A 19,863-nucleotide genomic window follows, 5' to 3' on the forward strand; every position below is an offset into this window, starting at 1 on the left:
AAGTAAAAGCGGTTCTCTTGCAGCTTGAAGCTTGTGGCTCCTCGTAGCTGACGAAATTCATTTCGTCTCGTTGAACAGTTCGCGACCGATGAGCATGCGACGGATCTCACTGGTACCGGCGCCGATTTCATACAGCTTGGCGTCACGCAGCAGACGACCGGCCGGGAATTCGTTGATGTAGCCGTTGCCGCCGAGAATCTGGATCGCGTCGAGGGCCATTTGCGTGGCGCGTTCGGCGCTGTAGAGGATCACCCCGGCGGCGTCCTTGCGGGTGGTTTCGCCGCGTTCGCACGCCTGGGCCACCGCATACAGGTAGGCGCGGCTGGCGTTGAGCTGGGTGTACATGTCGGCGACTTTGCCCTGGATCAGCTGGAATTCGCCGATGCTCTGGCCGAACTGTTTGCGGTCGTGGATGTACGGCACGATCAGGTCCATGCAGGCCTGCATGATCCCGGTCGGACCACCGGAAAGCACCACGCGTTCGTAGTCGAGGCCGCTCATCAGCACTTTCACGCCGCCATTGAGCACGCCGAGGATGTTTTCTTCCGGCACTTCAACGTCATCGAAAAACAGCTCGCAGGTGTTCGAGCCGCGCATGCCGAGCTTGTCGAATTTGTTACTGCGGCTGAAGCCTTTCCAGTCCCGTTCGACGATGAAGGCGGTGATGCCGTGGGGGCCTTTTTCCAGATCGGTCTTGGCGTAGATCACGTAGGTATTGGCGTCGGGGCCGTTGGTGATCCAGGTTTTGCTGCCGTTGAGTACGTAGTGGTCGCCGCGTTTGTCGGCGCGAAGCTTCATCGACACCACGTCGGAGCCGGCGTTCGGCTCGCTCATGGCCAGTGCACCGATGTGCTCGCCGCTGATCAGTTTCGGCAGGTATTTGCTTTTCTGTTCGTGAGTGCCGTTGCGGTTGATCTGGTTGACGCAGAGGTTGGAGTGGGCGCCGTAGGACAGGGCGACCGAGGCCGAACCGCGGCTGATTTCTTCCATGGCGACCACGTGCGCCAGGTAACCCAGGCCCGCGCCGCCGTACTCTTCCGGCACGGTGATGCCCAGCAGACCCATGTCGCCGAATTTTCGCCACAGGTCGGCGGGGAACAGGTTGTCGATGTCGATCTGAGCAGCGCGCGGAGCGATCTCTTTGGCGACGAAGGACTGAACCTGATCGCGCAGCATGTCGATGGTTTCACCGAGGGCAAAGTTCAGGGATGGGTAGCTCATGGGGCACCTTTTGGCTTTTTTGTAGGGTGGGGAGGGCAGTGATTCGGCTCTCACCTTTACGTTAACGTAAGCCTGTGACGAATGGCTGTCAATCACCCTTTACGTTAACGTCAACTTGAGCGAGAGTAGAGCCAGTTCTGAAAGACCAGCGTCGCCTTCTGTGGCTTGCCACACACGCCACGCTCCTACAATAAAGACAATAGGGGTCGTCATGGATCAACCCAGTGCAAGCCCGCAGCGCAGCTATACCCGTGGTTCCCAGGACAAAGCCTTGCTGGCGATGACCATCGGCCAGGCGTTTGACAACACCGTCGGGCAATATCCGGATGGGGAGGCGCTGGTCGTTCGCCATCAACAGTTGCGTTACACCTGGCAGCAGCTGTCGGATGCTGTTGATCTGCATGCCAGAGCATTCCTGGCGTTGGGTTTGCAAACCGGTGACCGGCTCGGCATCTGGGCGCCGAATTGTGCCCAGTGGTGCATCAGCCAGTTCGCCAGCGCGAAAATCGGCGTGATCCTGGTCAATATCAACCCGGCTTATCGCAGTTCCGAACTCGAATACGTGTTGAAGCAATCCGGCTGCCAATGGCTGGTCTGCGCCGGGGCCTTCAAGACCTCCGACTACCACGGCATGCTGCAAGGGCTGGTGCCGGAATTGGCGGAGCAATCCATCGGCCGCTTGCAAAGCGAGCGCCTGCCGGATTTGCGTGGGGTGATCAGCCTGGATGCGCAGCCGCCGTCGGGTTTCCTGCCGTGGTCGCAACTGGCCGATCTGGCGGCCAGCGTGTCGGTCGAACAATTGCACGAACGCCAGGACAGCCTGCATTTCGATCAGGCGGTGAACATCCAGTACACCTCCGGCACCACCGGCTTCCCCAAGGGCGCGACCCTCAGCCACTACAACATTCTCAACAACGGTTACATGGTCGGCGAAAGCCTTGGGCTGACCGCCCGTGATCGGCTGGTGATTCCGGTGCCGCTGTATCACTGCTTCGGCATGGTCATGGGCAATCTTGGTTGCGTCACCCATGGCTGCACCATGATTTACCCCAACGATGCTTTCGATCCGCTGCTGACCCTTATCACCGTCGCCGAAGAAAAAGCCACTGCGCTCTACGGTGTACCGACCATGTTCATCGCCATGCTCGATCAGCCCAAGCGCACCGAATTTGATTTGTCGAGCCTGCGCACCGGGATCATGGCCGGGGCGACGTGCCCAATCGAGGTGATGCGTCGGGTTATCAGCGAAATGCACATGAGTGAAGTGCAGATTGCCTACGGCATGACGGAAACCAGCCCTGTGTCTTTGCAGACCGGTCCGTCAGACGACTTGGAATTGCGTGTCACCACGGTCGGCCGCACCCAGCCGCAACTGGAAAGCAAGATCATCGACGAGGCGGGCAATCCGGTGCCACGCGGCACCATTGGCGAACTGTGTACTCGGGGTTACAGCGTGATGCTCGGCTACTGGAACAACCCGCAAGGCACCGCCGAGGCTATCGACCAGGCAGGCTGGATGCACACCGGCGATCTGGCGAGCATGAACGACGAAGGCTACGTGTGCATCGCCGGGCGCAACAAGGACATGATCATCCGCGGCGGTGAGAATATTTACCCAAGGGAGCTGGAAGAGTTCTTCTTCACCCACCCGGCAGTTGCCGATGTGCAGGTGATCGGCATCCCTTGTCCCCGGTACGGCGAAGAGATCGTCGCCTGGATCAAGTTTCACCCCGGCCACAGCGCCACCGAACAGGAACTGCAAGCCTGGTGCAAGGAACGCATCGCGCACTTCAAGACGCCGCGTTATTTCAAGTTCGTCGAGGAGTTTCCAATGACCGTTACCGGTAAGATCCAGAAATTCCGAATGCGCGAGATCAGCATCGAGGAGCTCAAAACGATGCCGTAGGATTTGGGGAAACGCAGAAAGCACAAAGGGGAGCCGAAGCTCCCCTTTAATTTTGTCGTACGTGCTCTTTTTTTATTATTGAGGGGCGGTCTGTTGTTGTTTTTGGCAACCGTGGCCCTTTACCGCTGTTTTTGTCGATCCCCATCCGGGATCAAGAGCAAACGTATTTTTTTGAGCGCTGATCTACTTTTTCGCCAAGCGATCCAACCAGTTCGGGAGCTACCTGAAGGTAGTTTTATTGTTCTCTGCCCGGTTGCGGGTTGCTCCGAAAAGCACCCTGAAAAGCACACCTTCTCCAAAAAAATCTGTTAGCTGCGTCTCTGCCGTGTTGTTCTTGTTATGTCAGAGTCGTTACGTCTTATTTTTATTGGTTTGCAGTTTTTATTTTTGTTATGCCATAGAGATAGCAGAAGCCGTGCCAACTTTTAAAAGTTCTTTAAAATCAATGATTTGTATTTTTTTGAGCTTTTTGACCCAGCCCAAACCTGACAATTTGTTTCCGTGTTACTCGTTTCCGCCCACGCACCGGAACACACGGTAACACCTGGACACATCCACTCTGTCACTGTGCGCTGCGGGCCTTGGCCACGCGAGAACCGGTTGGGCGTCCCAGCACCGCGCAAATCTGCTGACCGGCGCGAATCAAGGCGTCCAGGTCGATGCCGGTCTCGATGCCCAAGCCATTGAGCAGGTAAACCACGTCTTCGGTCGCGACATTACCGCTGGCGCCCTTGGCGTACGGGCAGCCGCCAAGGCCGGCGATGGAGCTGTCGAACACCGCAATGCCTTCCAGCAGGCTGGCGTAAATATTGGCCATGGCCTGGCCATAGGTGTCATGGAAGTGCCCGGCCAGTTTTTCACGTGGCACGTCGGCCGACACCACTTCGAACATCTTGCGGGTCGCGCCGGCGGTGCCGGTGCCGATGGTGTCTCCCAGCGAAACCTCGTAGCAGCCCATGGCATAGAGCTCGCGAGCGACTCGGGCGACTTGCTCGGGTTTGACGTCACCCTCGTAAGGGCAGCCCAGCACGCAGGATACGTAACCGCGCACGCTGACGCCGTGTTGTCTGGCGGCATCCATGATCGGCACGAAACGCTCCAGGCTTTCGCTGATCGAGCAATTGATGTTGCGCTGGGAAAACGCTTCGGACGCTGCGGCGAACACCGCCACCTCCTTGACCCCGGCGGCGATGGCATCTTCGAAGCCCCGCAGGTTGGGAGCGAGGGCGCCATAGGTCACGCCCGGCTTGCGCTGGATCTGCGCGAAGACCTCGGCGGAGCCGGCCATTTGCGGCACCCATTTGGGCGAAACGAAACTGCCGACTTCTATATAGCCGAGGCCAGCGGCGGTCAGCGCGTCAACCAGTTGCACCTTGTCAGCAACGCTGATGGGCTGGGCTTCGTTCTGCAAACCGTCGCGGGGGCCGACTTCGACCAGGCGTACGTGGGTGGGGAGGGACATGGGAATCGACCTGTTGAGATTGTATGAATGTTCACAGAGCCCTGTAGGAGCTGAGCTTGCTCGCGAAAGCGTCAGGTCAGTCGACATCCATGTTGAAGGACATACCGCTTTCGCGAGCAAGCTCAGCTCCTACACGAGCTGCTGGCTCTTGATGGTTTGCTCCAGCGCCTGAGTGCAGCGCTCTTCGGCCGTGTCGAGTTCCAGTTTCATCTGTTCGATGTCCAGCAGTTGCTGTTCGAGTTGTTCCCGACGCTCGGCGATTTTCGCCAGCATGCTGTGCAATTGCTTGGTATTCCCGCTGGAGGGGTCATAGAGCTCGATCAGCTCGCGGCATTCGGCCAGAGAAAAACCAATGCGCTTGCCCCGCAGGATCAGCTTCAGGCTGACCTTGTCACGGGGCGAATAAATGCGTTCCTGGCCACGGCGCTCGGGGCTGAGCAAGCCTTGCTCTTCATAAAAGCGAATGGCCCGTGTGGTGATGTCGAGCTCGCGGGCGAGGTCGGAAATGCTATAGGTCTGGCTGCTCATGGAAGCGCTCGAAAAAGGTCATGGCGCTAAGCTAATGGCAGGTTGACGTTTACGTCAAGGGGCGAAAAGATCGCAGCCTGCGACAGCGCCCACAGGCGTGTAGGGGCTGCCACAGGCTGCGATCTTTTGATCTTTCCTCAAACCACCTGTTTATCCAGTTTCCTCTCATGCGCCGTCACCTGCTGGCACAACTCGATCATCTGCTCGCGCATCCAGCGGTTGGCCGGGTCCTGGTCGGTGCTTTCGTGCCAGTAGAGGTGGGTTTCCACCGGTGGAACATCGTTGACCGGCAAGTTCACCGAATACAAATCATGGCGACGGGCGAAACGTTCCGGCACGGTCATGACCATGTCGGTCTGCTGCAACACTTGGGATGCCATCAGGTAATGCTGGGAGCGCAGGGCGATCTTGCGCTGGATGCCCATTTTGCCCAGGGCCAGGTCGACGTAGCCCAGCCCGCTGCGGCGGCTGGAAATATGGATGTGGGTCAGCGACAGATAATCGTCGAGGGTGAATTTCTCTTTGGTCGCCAGCGGATGGCCCTTGCGCATGGCGCACACATAACGGTCTTCCATCAACTTGACGTGACGCACCTGCGGGTCGGTGTTGAGCGGCGCATCCACCGCGAAATCGAGACGTCCGGCCGCCAGTTCCTTGGTGGTCTCGCGGCGTTTGGACAGAAAGCTTTCGATGATCACTGTCGGCGCCAGGCGGCGCAGGCGTTGGAACAATGGCGGCAGGATCACCGCTTCGGTGAGGTCGGTCATGCTGATGCGGTAGGTCTTGACCGCCTGCAACGGGTTGAAGATGCGGCTTTCCTGTACCGATACCCGCAGCAGGGAGAGGGCGTTGCGCACGGGGCCGATGATGTTCTGCGCCATCGGCGTGGGCACCATGCCCTGGGCGGTGCGCACGAACAGCGGGTCGTTGAAGGTTTCGCGCAGGCGGGCCAGAGCGTTCGACACCGCCGGTTGAGTAATGCCGACAATCTGCCCGGCGCGGGTCAGGTTGGCTTCGGTGTAGATCGCGTCGAAGACGATGAAAAGGTTGAGGTCGACCTTGCTCAGATTCATGCGCTGCACTCTTGTTATCAGGGGCGTCTTGATCGGACCCGAGGGCCTTGGCAATCAGCCGATCATATATCGGTGATGAATGTTAATACACGCCGAGAATAGGTTAGGTAAATTTTCGTAGCTGTTCTAGCATCGATTGCATGACCTGAACAACGCCTCTGAACCCCTGTTAAAAAGGTAGAGCTGCCATGGATTTCGCTTATTCGCCCAAGGTCCAGGAACTGCGTGAGCGCGTGACTGCGTTCATGGACACCTACGTTTATCCCGCCGAAGCGGTATTCGAACGCCAGGTCGCCGAGGGCGATCGCTGGCAGCCGACGGCAATCATGGAAGAACTCAAACTCAAGGCCAAGGCTGAAGGCCTGTGGAATTTGTTTCTGCCTGAGTCCGAACTCGGTGCCGGCCTGACCAATCTCGAATACGCGCCATTGGCGGAAATCATGGGCCGTTCCTTGCTGGGCCCTGAACCATTCAACTGCTCGGCGCCCGACACCGGCAATATGGAAGTGCTGGTGCGTTACGCCAACGAAGAACAGAAGCAACGCTGGCTCGAGCCGCTGTTGCGCGGCGAAATCCGCTCGGCGTTCGCCATGACCGAACCGGACGTGGCCTCGTCCGACGCCACCAACATGGCCGCCCGTGCCGTGCGCGACGGCGATGAGTGGGTGATCAATGGCAAGAAATGGTGGACTTCAGGGGCCTGCGATCCGCGCTGCAAGATCCTGATCTTCATGGGCCTGAGCAACCCGGATGCGCCGCGCCATGCGCAGCACTCGATGATTCTGGTGCCGGTGGATACCCCGGGCGTGAAGATTGTGCGGCCGCTGCCGGTGTTCGGTTACGACGACGCGCCTCACGGCCACGCCGAAGTGCTGTTCGAAAACGTTCGGGTGCCGTACGAAAACGTCCTGTTGGGCGAAGGACGCGGCTTCGAAATCGCCCAGGGGCGCCTCGGCCCGGGACGGATTCACCACTGCATGCGTTCGATCGGCATGGCTGAGCGTGCGCTGGAGCTGATGTGCAAACGGGCGGTCAACCGCACCGCGTTCGGTAAACCCTTGGCGCGCCTGGGCGGTAACATCGATAAAATCGCCGATTCGCGGATGGAGATCGACATGGCGCGCCTGCTGACATTGAAAGCGGCGTACATGATGGACACCGTCGGCAACAAAGTGGCGAAGAGCGAGATCGCGCAGATCAAAGTCGTCGCGCCGAACGTGGCGTTGCGGGTGATCGACCGGGCGATCCAGATCCATGGTGGGGCAGGGGTGTCCAACGATTTTCCGCTGGCCTACATGTATGCCATGCAACGCACCCTGCGCCTGGCCGATGGCCCGGACGAAGTGCACCGCGCGGCGATCGGCAAGTTCGAGATCGGCAAATATGTGCCTAAAGAAATGATGCGTAGCGGGCACTGAGACCTGTGGCGAGGGGGCTTGCCCCCGTTGGACCGCGAAGCGGGCCTAAAACCGGCCACCGCATTTTTCCTGGAAAGACGCGGTGTACAATTTACGACTGCTTCGCAGCCGAACGGGGGCAAGCCCCCTCGCCACAGTAAGCCCCCCAAGCCACATTGTTCGGTGTTCACTTCAATACACCCAAACCTCAACCCGCCGATTCTTGATCCGCCCCTCATCCCCGCTGTTGGCTGCCACCGGCATCTCGGCGCCGAAACCGCGAATCTCGCGAAACACCACGCCGCTTTTCACCAGTTCTCGCCGCACCGCCATGGCCCGCAGTTTCGACAGCAGGTCGGCCCGCGCCGGGTCGCTCTTGGCATCGCCAAACCCCACCAGCGTTACCTGCCGATTGGTTTTGTCGTGCTGCTTTATATAGTCGAGCACCCGTGACAAGTCCTGCCGGGCCTTGTTGTCCAGCGTTGCGCTGCCTTCTTCGAAACGGAAATTCACCGTCAGCCGCTGGGCATGCCGACTGAGTGCCTGATAACCCTCGGGCATCAGCGCATTCGGCGTGACAGCCATGGCCTGAACGGTCTGCGCGATAAAACCATTGGCCGCGACAATCGCCTGGCCTTTGCTGCTTTGGGCAAACTTCACCAAGGCCTTGGCCCAGGGGTTTTTCCCATTCGGCGGCAGGTAAAAGAACAACCGACGGGACAGCGGGTAATCTTCCGTCGCGATCAGGCTATTAAGTGGCAGCATGGCCTGGGAGTCGCCATCGACAATGGCCACGGCTTTGGCCCGGCGCACATAAGGCAAGCCGATGACGCCGATGGCTTGCGGGTCCAGACTGACCGCATCAGACAATTGCTCGCTGGATTCGAAGCGTTTCGCATTGCCACTCAGACTTTTCCCACGCGGGCTGAGGACCAGTTCCTTGAACGTGTCGTAGGTGCCCGATTGATCATCCCGCGCATAGAGATGAATCGTCCCACCGGTGCCGCCGAGTTCTTCCCAGGTTTTCGTTTCGCCGCTGAAAATTCGCGCCAGTTGTTCGGTGTCGAGTTGCTTCAGCGAGTTGCGCGGATGAAGGATGATGGCCAGCCCATCGATGGCGATGACTTGCTCGGCAATCGGGCTTTTCAGATTGCCCAGCGGTTCCAGATCCAGCCGTTCGCTGTCCTTGATTGGTCGTGATGAGGCCGCGAGATCGGCAGCGGTGTTTTTCAGGGCTTTGAACCCGGTGCTGGAACCGTGGGCGGCGACCTCCACTTCCACCCGGCGGCCTTGGGCAGTTTCGCCAACGATGCGTTGTTCGTTGGCTTTGTCCGGAGCTTCGCGGTGAACCTTGAGCAGGCCCTGTTCATGCATCAACCCCTCGACCAGCGCCGGGCCCAATGCCGCGCCAATGGTGTTGGAACCCTGGATGCGCAGCACCGGGCCACGTTCGGGCGTCGGCAACTCGACGGCCGACACCGTCAACGGCAGCACGGCGCCGAGCAGCCACAGAAACAACACGCGCAGGGTCATGCCGGCACCTTATAAGCCAAAGAAAGTGCCGGGAGAATAAGTCAGTAAGGTTTCTGAACGATGACAGTGATCGTTCCCACGCGCAGCAAAGGAACGCCGCCGGGGACGCTCCGCGTTCTGCAGTTGAATGTGACGCAGAGCGTCACGGGATGCATTCCCACGCGGAGCGTGGGAACGATCAGCGAGCGTCACGGGATGCGTTCCGTTGCTGCGCGTGGGAACGATCAGATCAGCTCAATTCAAGCCAGATCGGCGCATGGTCGGAGGGCTTTTCCATCCCGCGCAGTTCGTAATCCACGCCGGCATCCTTCACTCGCGGCAACAACCCCTGGGATGCCAGGATCAGGTCAATCCGCAGCCCGCGCTTGGGCTCATCTTCAAAACCGCGGCTGCGGTAGTCGAACCAGCTGAAACGGTCGGCAACGTCCGGGTTCAGGTGGCGGAAGCTGTCCACCAGGCCCCAGTTTTTCAGGCGGGCCATCCATTCGCGTTCTTCGGGCAGGAAGCTGCATTTGCCGGTTTTCAGCCAGCGTTTCATGTTGTCCGGGCCTATGCCGATGTCACAGTCTTCCGGGGAAATGTTCACATCGCCCATCACCACAATCGGCTGGTCGTTGCTGAACTGGCCTTCCAGCAACTGCTGCAAATCGCTGTAGAAACGTTCTTTGGCGGGGAACTTGGTGGGGTGATCGCGGCTTTCGCCTTGTGGGAAATAGCCGTTCATGATGGTCACCGGTACGCCATTGGCGTCGGCGAATGTGCCCCAGATGAAGCGCCGCTGAGCGTCTTCTTCGTCAGTGGCGAAACCTTTGTGCAGCACAATCGGCTCCTGACGCGAGAGCAGGGCCACGCCGTAGTGACTCTTTTGCCCGTGGAAATACACGTGATAACCCAGCGCCTGAACCTCGGCCAGGGGAAACTGGTCGTCGTGGACCTTGGTTTCCTGCAACCCGATCACGTCCGGTTGATGCTTTTCGATCAGCGCCGCCAGCTGATGCGGGCGAGCGCGCAGCCCGTTGATGTTGAAGGAGACGATCTTCATGGTCGGCAGTCCTGGCAAAAATGCGATGCTAGCTGACATGTAGGAATGGGGCCAGAGATGTGTTGGCAGATAGGGCCTCTTCGCGGGCAAGCCCGCTCCTACAGTCGATGAAGATCCTGGCTTGGTCTATACCTGTCTGGGGAACTGTGAAGCCACCCAAAGGCTCGTACCCAATAAGAGCACAGCACATCTGAGCTGTGCCCCAGGGAGATCTGCCGTTATGCCCGAAACCTCGACCTCCAACGCCGATATTCACATGCTCGACAGCGGCTATTCCAGCGAAGCACGTTCCCTGTTGTACCAGGCGTACCGCCACGAGCCGACGTTCGGCTACTTGTTCGAAGCCGAACGCCCCGGTTACGAACAGCGAGTCCGGGCAACGGTGCGCGAACTGGTCAAGCAGCACTTTTTGCAGGATTTGCCAGCCATCGGCCTGCTGGTGAATGACCGCTTGATCGGCATCGCCCTGATCGCACCGCCGCAGCGCCGTCTGGGCATCACCGAAAGCTGGGCCTGGCGCCTGCGGATGGTGCTCAGCACCGGGTTTCGCTGTACCCGGCGCTACCTCGACTACCACGCCGCCGTGATGGCCTGCGTGCCGTCCGATTCGGTGCACATCCTGCCGTTGCTGGGAGTTCACCCGCAATTTCAGGGCAAGCACTTTGGCGAACAATTGCTGCAAGCGGTGCACAATTGGTGCGCGGTCGATGAGCACTCTCAGGGCGTGATCCTCGACACGGGGAATCCTCGCTATCTGGAGTTCTATAAACGTCAGGGCTATGAGGAAATCGGCGAAGTGGCTGTAGGACCGATTCGAGAGCACGTGTTTTTTCACGCCAACCCGCAGGTGTTACAAACCGCAACGGCATAACCCTAGAACTTTCGCGGCAGGTCAGGCTCTATCAGGCTCCCAAGCTCGTGATAGCATCCGCGCCTATGAATGTTCCAGGAAGAATGACCAGCGGCCTGCTGATACTGTTATCCAGCTGCACGGCGCTGGCGCAAAGTGAATTGGATGTGCGGATCAAACCGTCCAACGATGAACTGAAAGCCAATATAGAAGGCTATATCGGTAGCCTCGGCGATCGCGATGAAGAAGCCCTGCTGCGCTTCAGTCGCGGTGCCGAAGAACAGGCGCGCAAGGCCGCCCAGGCCTTGGGTTATTACCAGCCGCTAATCGACAGCGATGTGAAGGGCGGCAAGACGCCGCGCCTGGTGCTGAACATCGATCCCGGCGAGCCGATTCATTTGCGCAACGTCACGGTACGCGTCGACGGTCCTGCGGCCTCGCTCAAATCCTTTCGTGTGCCCAAAGGCGACCTGCTCAAACCCGGTGCGGTGCTTAATCATGGTCATTATGAAGACGCCAAGCGGGTGATTCAGAACCAGGCCTCGCGCTTCGGCTTTTTCAGTGGGCGCTTCACCCGTCAGAAGCTGTTGGTGGACCCGCGAGCGGGCGTCGCCGACATCGAATTGATCTACGACAGTGGCCCGCGCTATGCGCTGGGCAAAGTCAGTTTCGAAGGCGACACGCCGTTCGACGAAGACCTGCTGCAACGCATGGTGCCGTTCAAGGCCGGTACGCCCTATGACTCCGAACTGATCGCCGAACTCAATCAGGCGCTGCAATCGAGCGGCTATTTCGAAGGCGTGCGCGTCGACGCGGCGCCGACCGCGTCCAAGGACGACGTGATTCCGGTGGCGGTCAAACTCGATACCCGAAAGCCACGAACCATGGGCCTTGGTCTGGGGTTTTCCACCGACGTCGGTCCTCGGGCCAAAGCCAACTGGACCCGCCATTGGGTCAATCCCCAAGGGCACAGCTATGGCTGGGAGGCCGAGGTTTCGGCGCCCCGGCAGAACGTCGGGCTGTTTTACGACATTCCGCTGGACCCACCGCTCACCGACAAGCTGCGTTTTGCCGGTGGTTATCAGAATGAAGAAATCGCCGGCACTGACACCCTCAGCAAGCTGCTGACCCTCGGCCCCGAGTGGCACAGCAAGTTGCCCAGCGGCTGGCAGCGGGTGGTGTCGCTCAAGTGGCAACACGAGGAATACACACTCGGCGACGACTCGGGGCTCAGCACCTTGCTGATGCCCGGCGTGAGCTACTCGTACCTCAAAAGCGACAACCGCATCGACCCGCACAATGGCTATCGCCTGCAATTCGATACCAAAGTCGCCAAGGAAGGATTGGGTTCGGACACCAATCTGGTCTATGGCACGGCACTGGTCAAAGGCCTGACCACGGTCTTCGACAAACACCGCTTGCTTGGTCGGGTGCAGGTCGGCGGCAGCGCCACCAATGGCTACAAATCGGTTCCGCCGTCCTTGCGCTTTTTCGCCGGTGGCGATCAGAGCGTGCGCGGTTACGACTACCAGAGCCTGTCCCCGGAGAACTCCGATGGCGACCGTATCGGTGGCCGCTACATGGTGGCCGGCAGCGTCGAGTATCAATACTCCGTCGCCGAAAAATGGCGGGTCGCAACCTTCATCGACCAGGGCAACTCCTTCAACACACTCGAATTGCCGAACCTGAAGACCGGTGTCGGTATCGGCGTACGCTGGGTCTCGCCCGTGGGGCCGATTCGTCTCGACCTGGCTCACGCGATGGACGACGACGGCGGCATTCGACTGCACTTTTCCATGGGGCCTGAGCTGTGAAGCGTGGTTTGAAAATAACGCTGCCGGCGATTGCGGCGCTGCTGATGCTGGCCGTTTTGACGCTGGCCACCTTGCTGGGCACTTCGCCGGGCAGTCGCTGGGCGCTCGGGTTGGTGCCGGGTTTGACCGTGGAGAATTTCCAGGGACGCTTGGGGGGGCGATGGAGCGCCGATCATCTGCTGTGGCAGCAGGACAACAGCCGGGTTGAGCTGAACCAGGCGATTTTCGCCTGGTCGCCGCTGTGCCTGACGCGCTTGACGCTGTGCATCGGGCAGTTGCAAGCCGAGCAGGTCAGCCTGCAATTCCCGCCGGGCGCGCAAGAGGCGAGCAGCGGCCCGATCAGTCTCCCGGACTTGAAATTGCCGTTGGCCATCGAATTGGGCGACGTCAAAATCGGCCGCCTGCTGTTCAACGGCAGTGAAGAACTCAGAGGGCTGCAACTGGCAGCGCACTGGACCGAAAAGGGTTTGCAGATCGACTCGGTGCACTTGCAGCGTGATGAACTGAGTCTGAATTTGTCCGGCGTGTTGCAACCGAGCGGCAACTGGCCGCTGACCGCCGAAGGCAAACTGACTTTGCCGGCGCCGGGCACCGAACCCTGGGCACTGGCTTTGAAGGTCGACGGCGATCTGCTGAAAACCCTGAAGCTGAAAGCCGACAGCAGCGGTTACCTGAACGGGCAGCTCACCGGAGAACTGCAACCGCTGGTGGAAAACCTGCCAGCCAACGTACGGATCACCGCTGACGCCTTCAAACCTAGCGCCGATCTGCCGGACACCCTGCAACTCAATCAACTGGAACTTACCGGTGACGGCGACCTGAAAAACGGCTACCAGTTGCTCGGCAAAGCCACGTTGCCCGCCGAACAAGGCCCGGTCGCGCTGTTGCTGCAAGGCAAGGTCGACGCCAAGGGCGCGCAAATCGTGGGTCTCGACCTGACTGCCAATGACAAACAAAGCCTCAAACTCACCGGGCAACTGGACTGGAGCAAAGGCCTAAGCGCTGATGCAAAAATCGACTGGCTGGACTTCCCCTGGCACCGCCTCTATCCGCTGATCGACGAGCCGCAAGTGGCGCTGCGCAGCTTCAACGGTGAAGTCTCCTACACCGACGGCAATTACATCGGTAACTTCAAGGCTGCTCTGGACGGCCCGGCCGGGGCGTTCAGCCTGAGCAGCCCGTTCAGCGGCGATCTGAGCCAAATCCATCTGCCGCAATTCAAGCTCGAAGCCGGGCAGGGCAAGGCCGAGGGGCATCTTAACCTGCAATTTGCCGACGGCATCGCCTGGGATACCGCGCTGGACCTCTCGGCGATCAACCCGGCGTACTGGCTCGCGGAGTTGCCGGGTACCTTGGCCGGCCCGTTGCGCAGCAAGGGTGAGATGAAAAACGAAAGGCTCAGCCTGACCGCCGACCTGGACTTGAAAGGTAAACTGCGCGGGCAACCGGCGGTGCTGCAAGCCAAGGCCGATGGCGGCGGCGAGCAATGGAACCTCAGCGCATTGCAGATACGCCTCGGTGACAACAGCATCAATGGTCAAGGCAGCCTGCAACAGAAACTCGCCGGCCAGCTCGACATCAAGATGCCGCGCCTGGCCCAGCTCTGGCCGCAGCTGCGCGGTCAGCTCAATGGCCGGGTCGATGTCGCCGGCACGCTCAAGGCACCGCAAGGCAAGCTCGGTTTGCAGGGCACGCAACTGGCGTTCGAAGACCATCGCCTGCAAAGCCTCAATCTGGACGCCACCCTCGACAGCGCCCAGCGGGCGAAGATCGATTTCAAGAGCAGCGGCATCCGGACCGGCGACACGTTACTGGGCACCTTGACCGCCAGCGGCCAGGGCGACATCAAAAACCAGAAACTGGCCCTCGACCTGCAAGGACCGAAGTTGAAACTGGCGCTCGGTCTCGATGGCTCGCTGGATCAGGGCAACTGGCGCGGGCGTCTGGCCAGCGGCGACATCCAGGTGGGCGGTCAGGACTGGAAGCTGCAAAATCCGGCAAAGCTTGAACGACTGGCGAATGGCCAAATCAACTTCGGCGCCCATTGCTGGATGTCCGGTCCGGCCAGCCTGTGCGGCGAAGGCCAGCGCTTGATGCCTGAGCCGAAGCTGCGTTACCACCTCAAGCAGTTCCCTATCGACAGTTTGGCGCAATGGCTGCCGAAGGATTTCGCCTGGCAGGGCCGGCTCAACGCCGACCTGCAACTGGACTTGCCGGCCAGCGGCCCGAACGGCCAGATCAGCGTCGATGCCAGCGGCGGCACGTTGCGCATGAAGGAAAAGGATCAGTGGCTGGATTTCCCATACCAGACCCTGAAACTCACCAGCAAACTCACGCCGAAACGCATCGACACCGACCTCAATTTCGTCGGTGGCAAGCTCGGTGAGCTGATGCTCCAGGCGCAGATCAACCCGTTGCCGAAGAACAAACCGCTGACCGGCTCGTTCCGTCTCAGTGGTCTGGACTTGTCGGTGGCGCGGCCGTTTGTGCCGATGGTCGAGAAAGTCACCGGGCATTTGAGCGGAAGCGGCACGCTGTCCGGCGGGTTGCTGGCACCGCTGGTCAACGGCAATCTTGAGCTGCGCGACGGGGAAATTTCCGGCCCGCAACTGCCGATGGCGCTTGAGGCCTTGCATCTTCAAGCGGTGATTGCCGGCGAAACCGTGCAACTGAACGGCGGCTGGAAAAGCGGCAAGACCGGGCAGGGCAGCCTCAATGGCAACATCGCCTGGGGCCAGGCGCTGGTGGTGGATCTGACACTCAAGGGCTCGCAGTTGCCGGTCACCGTGGAGCCCTACGCCGCGCTGGAAGTGGCGCCGGACCTGAAGATCTCCATGAAGGACGACAAACTGGCGATCGTCGGCAAGGTGCTGGTGCCCAAGGGTGACATCACCGTGCGCGAGCTGCCGCCGTCGACGGTCAAGGTCTCCGATGACACGGTGATCGTCGGTCAGCAGACCGAAGAGGGCAAACCGCCGATGGCCATGGCGATGGACGTCGATGTGGTGGTCGGTCAGGACAAACTCAGCTTTGCCGGGTTCGGCCTGACCGCCAACCTGCAAGGCCAGGTGCATATCGGCGATAACATGGACACTCGCGGCGAGCTGTGGCTCAACGACGGGCGTTATCGCGCCTATGGCCAGCGGCTGACGGTGCGCCGGGCGCGCCTGTTGTTTGCCGGTCCCATCGATCAGCCGTACCTGGACATCGAAGCGATTCGCCAGACCGACGACGTGATCGCCGGCATTCGCCTGAGTGGCAGCGCCGAGCAGCCGGCCACGCAGATCTTTTCCGAACCGGCGATGAGTCAGGAGCAGGCATTATCTTATCTGGTGCTGGGACGTCCGCTGAGTACCACCGGTGAAGACAACAACATGCTCGCCCAGGCCGCCCTCGGCTTGGGCTTGATGGGCAGCTCCGGCGTGACCAGCGGGTTGGCCAAGGACTTGGGCATTCAGGACTTCCAACTCGATACCCAAGGCAGCGGCAGTACCACCAGCGTGGTGGCCAGCGGCAACATCTCCGAGAAGCTCAGCCTGCGTTATGGCGTAGGCGTGTTCGAACCGGCCAACACCATTGCCTTGCGTTACAAGTTGAGCAAAAAAGTCTACCTCGAAGCCGCCAGCGGCGTGGCCAGTTCGCTGGACATCTTCTATAAGCGGGATTTCTAACTCCCTGTACGCCCCCTCACCACAGGCTTTTGTGTTTAAAGATCGTTCCCACGCTCCGCGTGGGAATGCAGCCCGGGACGCTCCGCGTCCCTTCCAGAGCCGAACGCAGAGCGTCCGTTGAAGCATTCCCCCGCAGAGCGTGGGAACGATCAGGCTGAAGGTGCCGCCAGTTGCGGCGGCGGGGTGAAGTCAAACGGCGCCAACGCAAACCCTTGCTCATCCACCTGCAACGCCCAGCCCTGACGGTCCCAATCCCCCAACACAATGCGCTTGGCCGCTTGCTCGCCAATCTGCAACTTGTGGATGGCGGGACGATGGGTATGACCGTGGATCAGGGTTTTCACCCCGTATTGCTGCATGATCCGCGGCACTTCTTCCGGTGTGACATCGACAATGTCATTGGCCTTCATCCGCGTCTGCGCACGGCTTTCGCTGCGCAGTTTGCGCGCCAGTTTATGCCGGGTGCCCAAGGGCAGATGCCGCAGGATGAACAGGGTGATCGGGTTACGCAGATAGCGACGCAGCTTCATATACGCTTCGTCGCGGGTGCAGAGGCTGTCGCCGTGCATCAACAGCACGGGCTCGCCGTAGAACTGCACGACACTCGGGTCCTTCAGCAATGTGCAGCCGGCCTGTTTGCAGAAAGCCTTGCCGAGCATGAAGTCGCGATTGCCGTGCATCAGAAAAATGGCCGTGCCGCTGTCGCTCAAGTTGCGCAGGGCCTGGCAGATGGAACGCTGGAACGGCGTCATGGCATCGTCGCCAATCCACGCCTCGAAAAAGTCGCCCAGAATGTACAACGCACTCGCCGAGCGGGCGCGTCCGGCGAGCAAATCCAGAAACGCCCGGGTAATGTCCGGGCGCTCCTCTTCCAGATGCAAGTCTGAAATCAGCAGTATCACTCAATGATCTCGGCTTTCTCGATGATCACGTCGTCTGCAGGTACGTCTTGGTGACCGGCCTTGGAGGTGGTGGCCACGCCTTTGATCTTGTCGACCACGTCGGTGCCTTCAACCACTTCTCCGAATACCGCGTAGCCCCAGCCCTGAACGGTCTTGGCGCTGTGGTTCAGGAAGCTGTTGTCCGCCACGTTGATGAAGAATTGCGCGGAAGCCGAATGCGGCTCCATGGTGCGGGCCATGGCCACGCTGTACTTCTTGTTCGGCAGGCCGTTGTCGGCTTCGTTCTGGATGCTTGGGCGCTTGTCTTTCTTTTCTTTCATGCCAGGCTCGAAACCGCCGCCCTGGATCATGAAGTTGCCGATGACGCGGTGGAAAACGGTGTTTTCGTAGTGACCGGCTTTGACGTACTCGATGAAGTTGGCAACGGTCAGCGGTGCCTTTTCAGCGTTCAGTTGCAGAACGATGTCGCCGAAGTTGGTAGACAGTTTGACTTGAGTCATGATCAGTACTCTTTATAGAAATTCGTGGGTTCGGGGCGCTTTGGCCCTCAACCGGTCCGGCCAGTGTCGGCCAAGGTGCGCAGTTTAGCGTGCCGGGCGCGAATTTCGAGGCTGTTTTTCATCGGCGGCCGATTAAATGCAACCGATTGCCGGCCCGCTCTGTCAGCCACTTGACAGCATCGGCTATGATAAGCCCCTTTGATTTATAACAGCCGCTTTGATTTGGCCAACTGGCCGCGCACTTGTACGTTCAAGGATCCTATGAGCAAGCCCACTGTCGACCCTACCTCGAATTCCAAGACCGGCCCCGCCGTGCCGGTCAACTTCCTGCGCCCGATCATCCAGGCGGACCTGGACTCGGGTAAGCACACGCAGATCGTCACCCGTTTCCCGCCTGAGCCCAACGGCTACCTGCACATCGGTCACGCCAAGTCGATCTGTGTGAACTTCGGCCTGGCCCAGGAATTCGGCGGCGTCACGCACCTGCGTTTCGACGACACCAACCCGGCCAAGGAAGACCAGGAATACATCGACGCGATCGAAAGCGACGTCAAATGGCTGGGCTTCGAATGGTCCGGTGAAGTGCGCTATGCCTCGCAGTATTTCGACCAGTTGCACGACTGGGCGGTAGAGCTGATCAAGGCCGGCAAGGCCTACGTCGACGACCTGACCCCGGAACAGGCCAAGGAATATCGCGGCACTCTGACCGAGCCGGGCAAGAACAGCCCGTTCCGCGACCGTTCGGTTGAAGAAAACCTCGACCTGTTCGCCCGCATGAAGGCCGGCGAGTTCAAGGACGGCGCACGCGTGCTGCGGGCCAAGATCGACATGGCCTCGCCGAACATGAACCTGCGCGACCCGATCATGTATCGCATCCGTCACGCTCACCACCACCAGACCGGTGACAAGTGGTGCATCTACCCCAACTACGACTTCACCCACGGTCAGTCGGACGCCATCGAAGGCATCACCCACTCGATCTGCACCCTGGAGTTCGAAAGCCACCGTCCGTTGTACGAATGGTTCCTCGAGAATCTGCCAGTACCGGCGAAGCCGCGTCAGTACGAGTTCAGCCGTCTGAACCTGAACTACACCATCACCAGCAAGCGCAAGCTCAAGCAACTGGTGGACGAGAAGCACGTCAATGGCTGGGACGATCCGCGCATGTCCACGCTGTCGGGTTTCCGTCGCCGTGGCTACACGCCGAAATCGATCCGCAACTTCTGCGAAATGATCGGCACCAACCGTTCCGACGGCGTGGTGGATTTCGGCATGCTCGAATTCAGCATCCGTGACGACCTCGACCACAGCGCCCCACGGGCCATGTGCGTGCTGCGTCCGTTGAAAGTCGTGATCACCAACTACCCGGAAGGTCAGGTCGAAAACCTCGAACTGGCGTGCCACCCGAAAGAAGACATGGGCGTGCGCGTTCTGCCGTTCGCCCGTGAGCTCTACATCGACCGTGAAGACTTCATGGAAGAGCCGCCAAAAGGCTACAAGCGCCTGGAGCCGAACGGCGAAGTGCGTCTGCGCGGCAGCTACGTGATCCGTGCCGACGAAGCGATCAAGGACGCCGACGGCAACATCGTCGAACTGCGCTGCTCGTACGACCCGCAAACCCTGGGCAAGAACCCTGAAGGCCGCAAGGTCAAAGGCGTGATCCACTGGGTGCCGGCCGCGGCCAGCGTCGAGTGCGAAGTGCGTCTGTACGATCGTCTGTTCCGTTCTCCGAACCCGGAGAAGGCCGAAGACAGCGCCAGTTTCCTGGACAACATCAACCCTGACTCACTGCAAGTCCTCACCGGTTGTCGTGCTGAACCCTCGTTGGGCAACGCACAGCCGGAAGACCGTTTCCAGTTCGAGCGCGAAGGTTACTTCGTCGCGGATATCAAGGACTCGAAACCGGGCGCTCCGGTATTCAACCGTACCGTGACCCTGCGTGATTCGTGGGGCCAGTGATCAAG

General features: G+C 59.9%; 14 protein-coding genes. 6 read left to right on the top strand and 8 right to left on the bottom strand.

All coding sequences use genetic code 11. From position 1 onward, the window contains the following. Window positions 1-57 precede the first annotated feature (57 nt). Window positions 58-1,221: an isovaleryl-CoA dehydrogenase gene (locus HCU66_RS06565; RefSeq protein ID WP_205887715.1), complete on the bottom strand. Its 1,164-nt coding sequence runs from the start codon at window positions 1,219-1,221 to the stop codon at window positions 58-60. A gap of 211 nt (window positions 1,222-1,432) precedes the next feature. Here HCU66_RS06565 and HCU66_RS06570 point away from each other — a divergent pair, with 211 nt between their 5' ends. Continuing rightward, the gene (locus HCU66_RS06570) at window positions 1,433-3,127 is read left to right on the top strand and encodes an AMP-binding protein (RefSeq protein WP_205887716.1); all 1,695 of its coding nucleotides are present in this window, start codon (window positions 1,433-1,435) and stop codon (window positions 3,125-3,127) included. Between the two features lie 562 nt (window positions 3,128-3,689). On the opposite strand, the gene HCU66_RS06575 is transcribed toward HCU66_RS06570, so the two are convergent. The 3 genes from HCU66_RS06575 to HCU66_RS06585 all read right to left on the bottom strand — a co-directional run bounded on the left by HCU66_RS06575 (window position 3,690) and on the right by HCU66_RS06585 (window position 6,190). Then, entirely contained in the window at window positions 3,690-4,589 is a 900-nt protein-coding gene (locus HCU66_RS06575) for a hydroxymethylglutaryl-CoA lyase (RefSeq protein ID WP_205887717.1), read from the bottom strand. A 129-nt stretch (window positions 4,590-4,718) separates the two neighbouring features. Next, window positions 4,719-5,117 (bottom strand): MerR family transcriptional regulator, encoded by a 399-nt coding sequence (locus tag HCU66_RS06580; protein WP_007904077.1) that lies wholly within the window; start codon window positions 5,115-5,117, stop codon window positions 4,719-4,721. A 137-nt stretch (window positions 5,118-5,254) separates the two neighbouring features. Next, window positions 5,255-6,190, bottom strand: a complete 936-nt coding sequence (locus HCU66_RS06585) for a LysR family transcriptional regulator (RefSeq protein ID WP_205887718.1) — start codon at window positions 6,188-6,190, stop codon at window positions 5,255-5,257. A gap of 188 nt (window positions 6,191-6,378) precedes the next feature. Between HCU66_RS06585 and HCU66_RS06590 the strand changes: the two genes are divergently transcribed. Then, the gene (locus HCU66_RS06590) at window positions 6,379-7,608 is read left to right on the top strand and encodes an acyl-CoA dehydrogenase (RefSeq protein ID WP_008014296.1); all 1,230 of its coding nucleotides are present in this window, start codon (window positions 6,379-6,381) and stop codon (window positions 7,606-7,608) included. Between the two features lie 171 nt (window positions 7,609-7,779). Here HCU66_RS06590 and HCU66_RS06595 read toward each other — a convergent pair whose 3' ends face one another. Both HCU66_RS06595 and xthA read right to left on the bottom strand, forming a co-directional pair. Then, window positions 7,780-9,120, bottom strand: coding sequence for a substrate-binding domain-containing protein (locus HCU66_RS06595; protein WP_205887719.1), 1,341 nt, complete (start codon window positions 9,118-9,120; stop codon window positions 7,780-7,782). A gap of 229 nt (window positions 9,121-9,349) precedes the next feature. Next, window positions 9,350-10,162 carry an exodeoxyribonuclease III gene (gene xthA / locus HCU66_RS06600; RefSeq protein WP_205887720.1) on the bottom strand — a complete coding sequence of 271 codons (813 nt, stop codon included), beginning with the start codon at window positions 10,160-10,162 and terminating at the stop codon, window positions 9,350-9,352. A gap of 220 nt (window positions 10,163-10,382) precedes the next feature. On the opposite strand from xthA, the gene HCU66_RS06605 reads away from it, so the two are divergent. From HCU66_RS06605 to HCU66_RS06615, 3 genes are all read left to right on the top strand, one after another. Further along, window positions 10,383-11,033, top strand: coding sequence for a GNAT family N-acetyltransferase (locus HCU66_RS06605; protein ID WP_205887721.1), 651 nt, complete (start codon window positions 10,383-10,385; stop codon window positions 11,031-11,033). A gap of 65 nt (window positions 11,034-11,098) precedes the next feature. Further along, window positions 11,099-12,826 carry an autotransporter assembly complex protein TamA gene (locus HCU66_RS06610; RefSeq protein ID WP_205887722.1) on the top strand — a complete coding sequence of 576 codons (1,728 nt, stop codon included), beginning with the start codon at window positions 11,099-11,101 and terminating at the stop codon, window positions 12,824-12,826. Further along, window positions 12,823-16,497 carry a translocation/assembly module TamB domain-containing protein gene (locus tag HCU66_RS06615; RefSeq protein WP_205887723.1) on the top strand — a complete coding sequence of 1,225 codons (3,675 nt, stop codon included), beginning with the start codon at window positions 12,823-12,825 and terminating at the stop codon, window positions 16,495-16,497. The genes HCU66_RS06610 and HCU66_RS06615 overlap by 4 nt, the downstream gene beginning before the upstream one ends. A 149-nt stretch (window positions 16,498-16,646) precedes the next feature. Here the strand turns inward: HCU66_RS06615 and lpxH are convergent, their stop codons facing one another. Both lpxH and HCU66_RS06625 read right to left on the bottom strand, forming a co-directional pair. After that, complete coding sequence (lpxH, locus tag HCU66_RS06620) at window positions 16,647-17,399, bottom strand: UDP-2,3-diacylglucosamine diphosphatase (RefSeq protein WP_205887724.1); 753 nt, start codon at window positions 17,397-17,399, stop codon at window positions 16,647-16,649. Further along, window positions 17,396-17,899, bottom strand: coding sequence for a peptidylprolyl isomerase (locus tag HCU66_RS06625; RefSeq protein WP_064618823.1), 504 nt, complete (start codon window positions 17,897-17,899; stop codon window positions 17,396-17,398). Before HCU66_RS06625 ends, lpxH begins: the two co-directional genes overlap by 4 nt. Before the next feature lie 261 nt (window positions 17,900-18,160). Here HCU66_RS06625 and HCU66_RS06630 point away from each other — a divergent pair, with 261 nt between their 5' ends. After that, entirely contained in the window at window positions 18,161-19,858 is a 1,698-nt protein-coding gene (locus HCU66_RS06630) for a glutamine--tRNA ligase/YqeY domain fusion protein (protein WP_205887725.1), read from the top strand. The last annotated feature ends 5 nt before the right edge of the window (window positions 19,859-19,863 follow it).

The organism is Pseudomonas frederiksbergensis (assembly GCF_017114915.1).
Lineage (GTDB): Bacteria > Pseudomonadota > Gammaproteobacteria > Pseudomonadales > Pseudomonadaceae > Aquipseudomonas > Aquipseudomonas frederiksbergensis_I.

Coding starts and splice junctions, on each gene's coding strand:
- HCU66_RS06565 (WP_205887715.1), bottom strand. CDS start 1,221: ATGAGCTACCCATCCCTGAACTTTGCCCTCGGTGAAACCATCGACATG.
- HCU66_RS06570 (WP_205887716.1), top strand. CDS start 1,433: ATGGATCAACCCAGTGCAAGCCCGCAGCGCAGCTATACCCGTGGTTCC.
- HCU66_RS06575 (WP_205887717.1), bottom strand. CDS start 4,589: ATGTCCCTCCCCACCCACGTACGCCTGGTCGAAGTCGGCCCCCGCGAC.
- HCU66_RS06580 (WP_007904077.1), bottom strand. CDS start 5,117: ATGAGCAGCCAGACCTATAGCATTTCCGACCTCGCCCGCGAGCTCGAC.
- HCU66_RS06585 (WP_205887718.1), bottom strand. CDS start 6,190: ATGAATCTGAGCAAGGTCGACCTCAACCTTTTCATCGTCTTCGACGCG.
- HCU66_RS06590 (WP_008014296.1), top strand. CDS start 6,379: ATGGATTTCGCTTATTCGCCCAAGGTCCAGGAACTGCGTGAGCGCGTG.
- HCU66_RS06595 (WP_205887719.1), bottom strand. CDS start 9,120: ATGACCCTGCGCGTGTTGTTTCTGTGGCTGCTCGGCGCCGTGCTGCCG.
- xthA (WP_205887720.1), bottom strand. CDS start 10,162: ATGAAGATCGTCTCCTTCAACATCAACGGGCTGCGCGCTCGCCCGCAT.
- HCU66_RS06605 (WP_205887721.1), top strand. CDS start 10,383: ATGCCCGAAACCTCGACCTCCAACGCCGATATTCACATGCTCGACAGC.
- HCU66_RS06610 (WP_205887722.1), top strand. CDS start 11,099: ATGAATGTTCCAGGAAGAATGACCAGCGGCCTGCTGATACTGTTATCC.
- HCU66_RS06625 (WP_064618823.1), bottom strand. CDS start 17,899: ATGACTCAAGTCAAACTGTCTACCAACTTCGGCGACATCGTTCTGCAA.
- HCU66_RS06630 (WP_205887725.1), top strand. CDS start 18,161: ATGAGCAAGCCCACTGTCGACCCTACCTCGAATTCCAAGACCGGCCCC.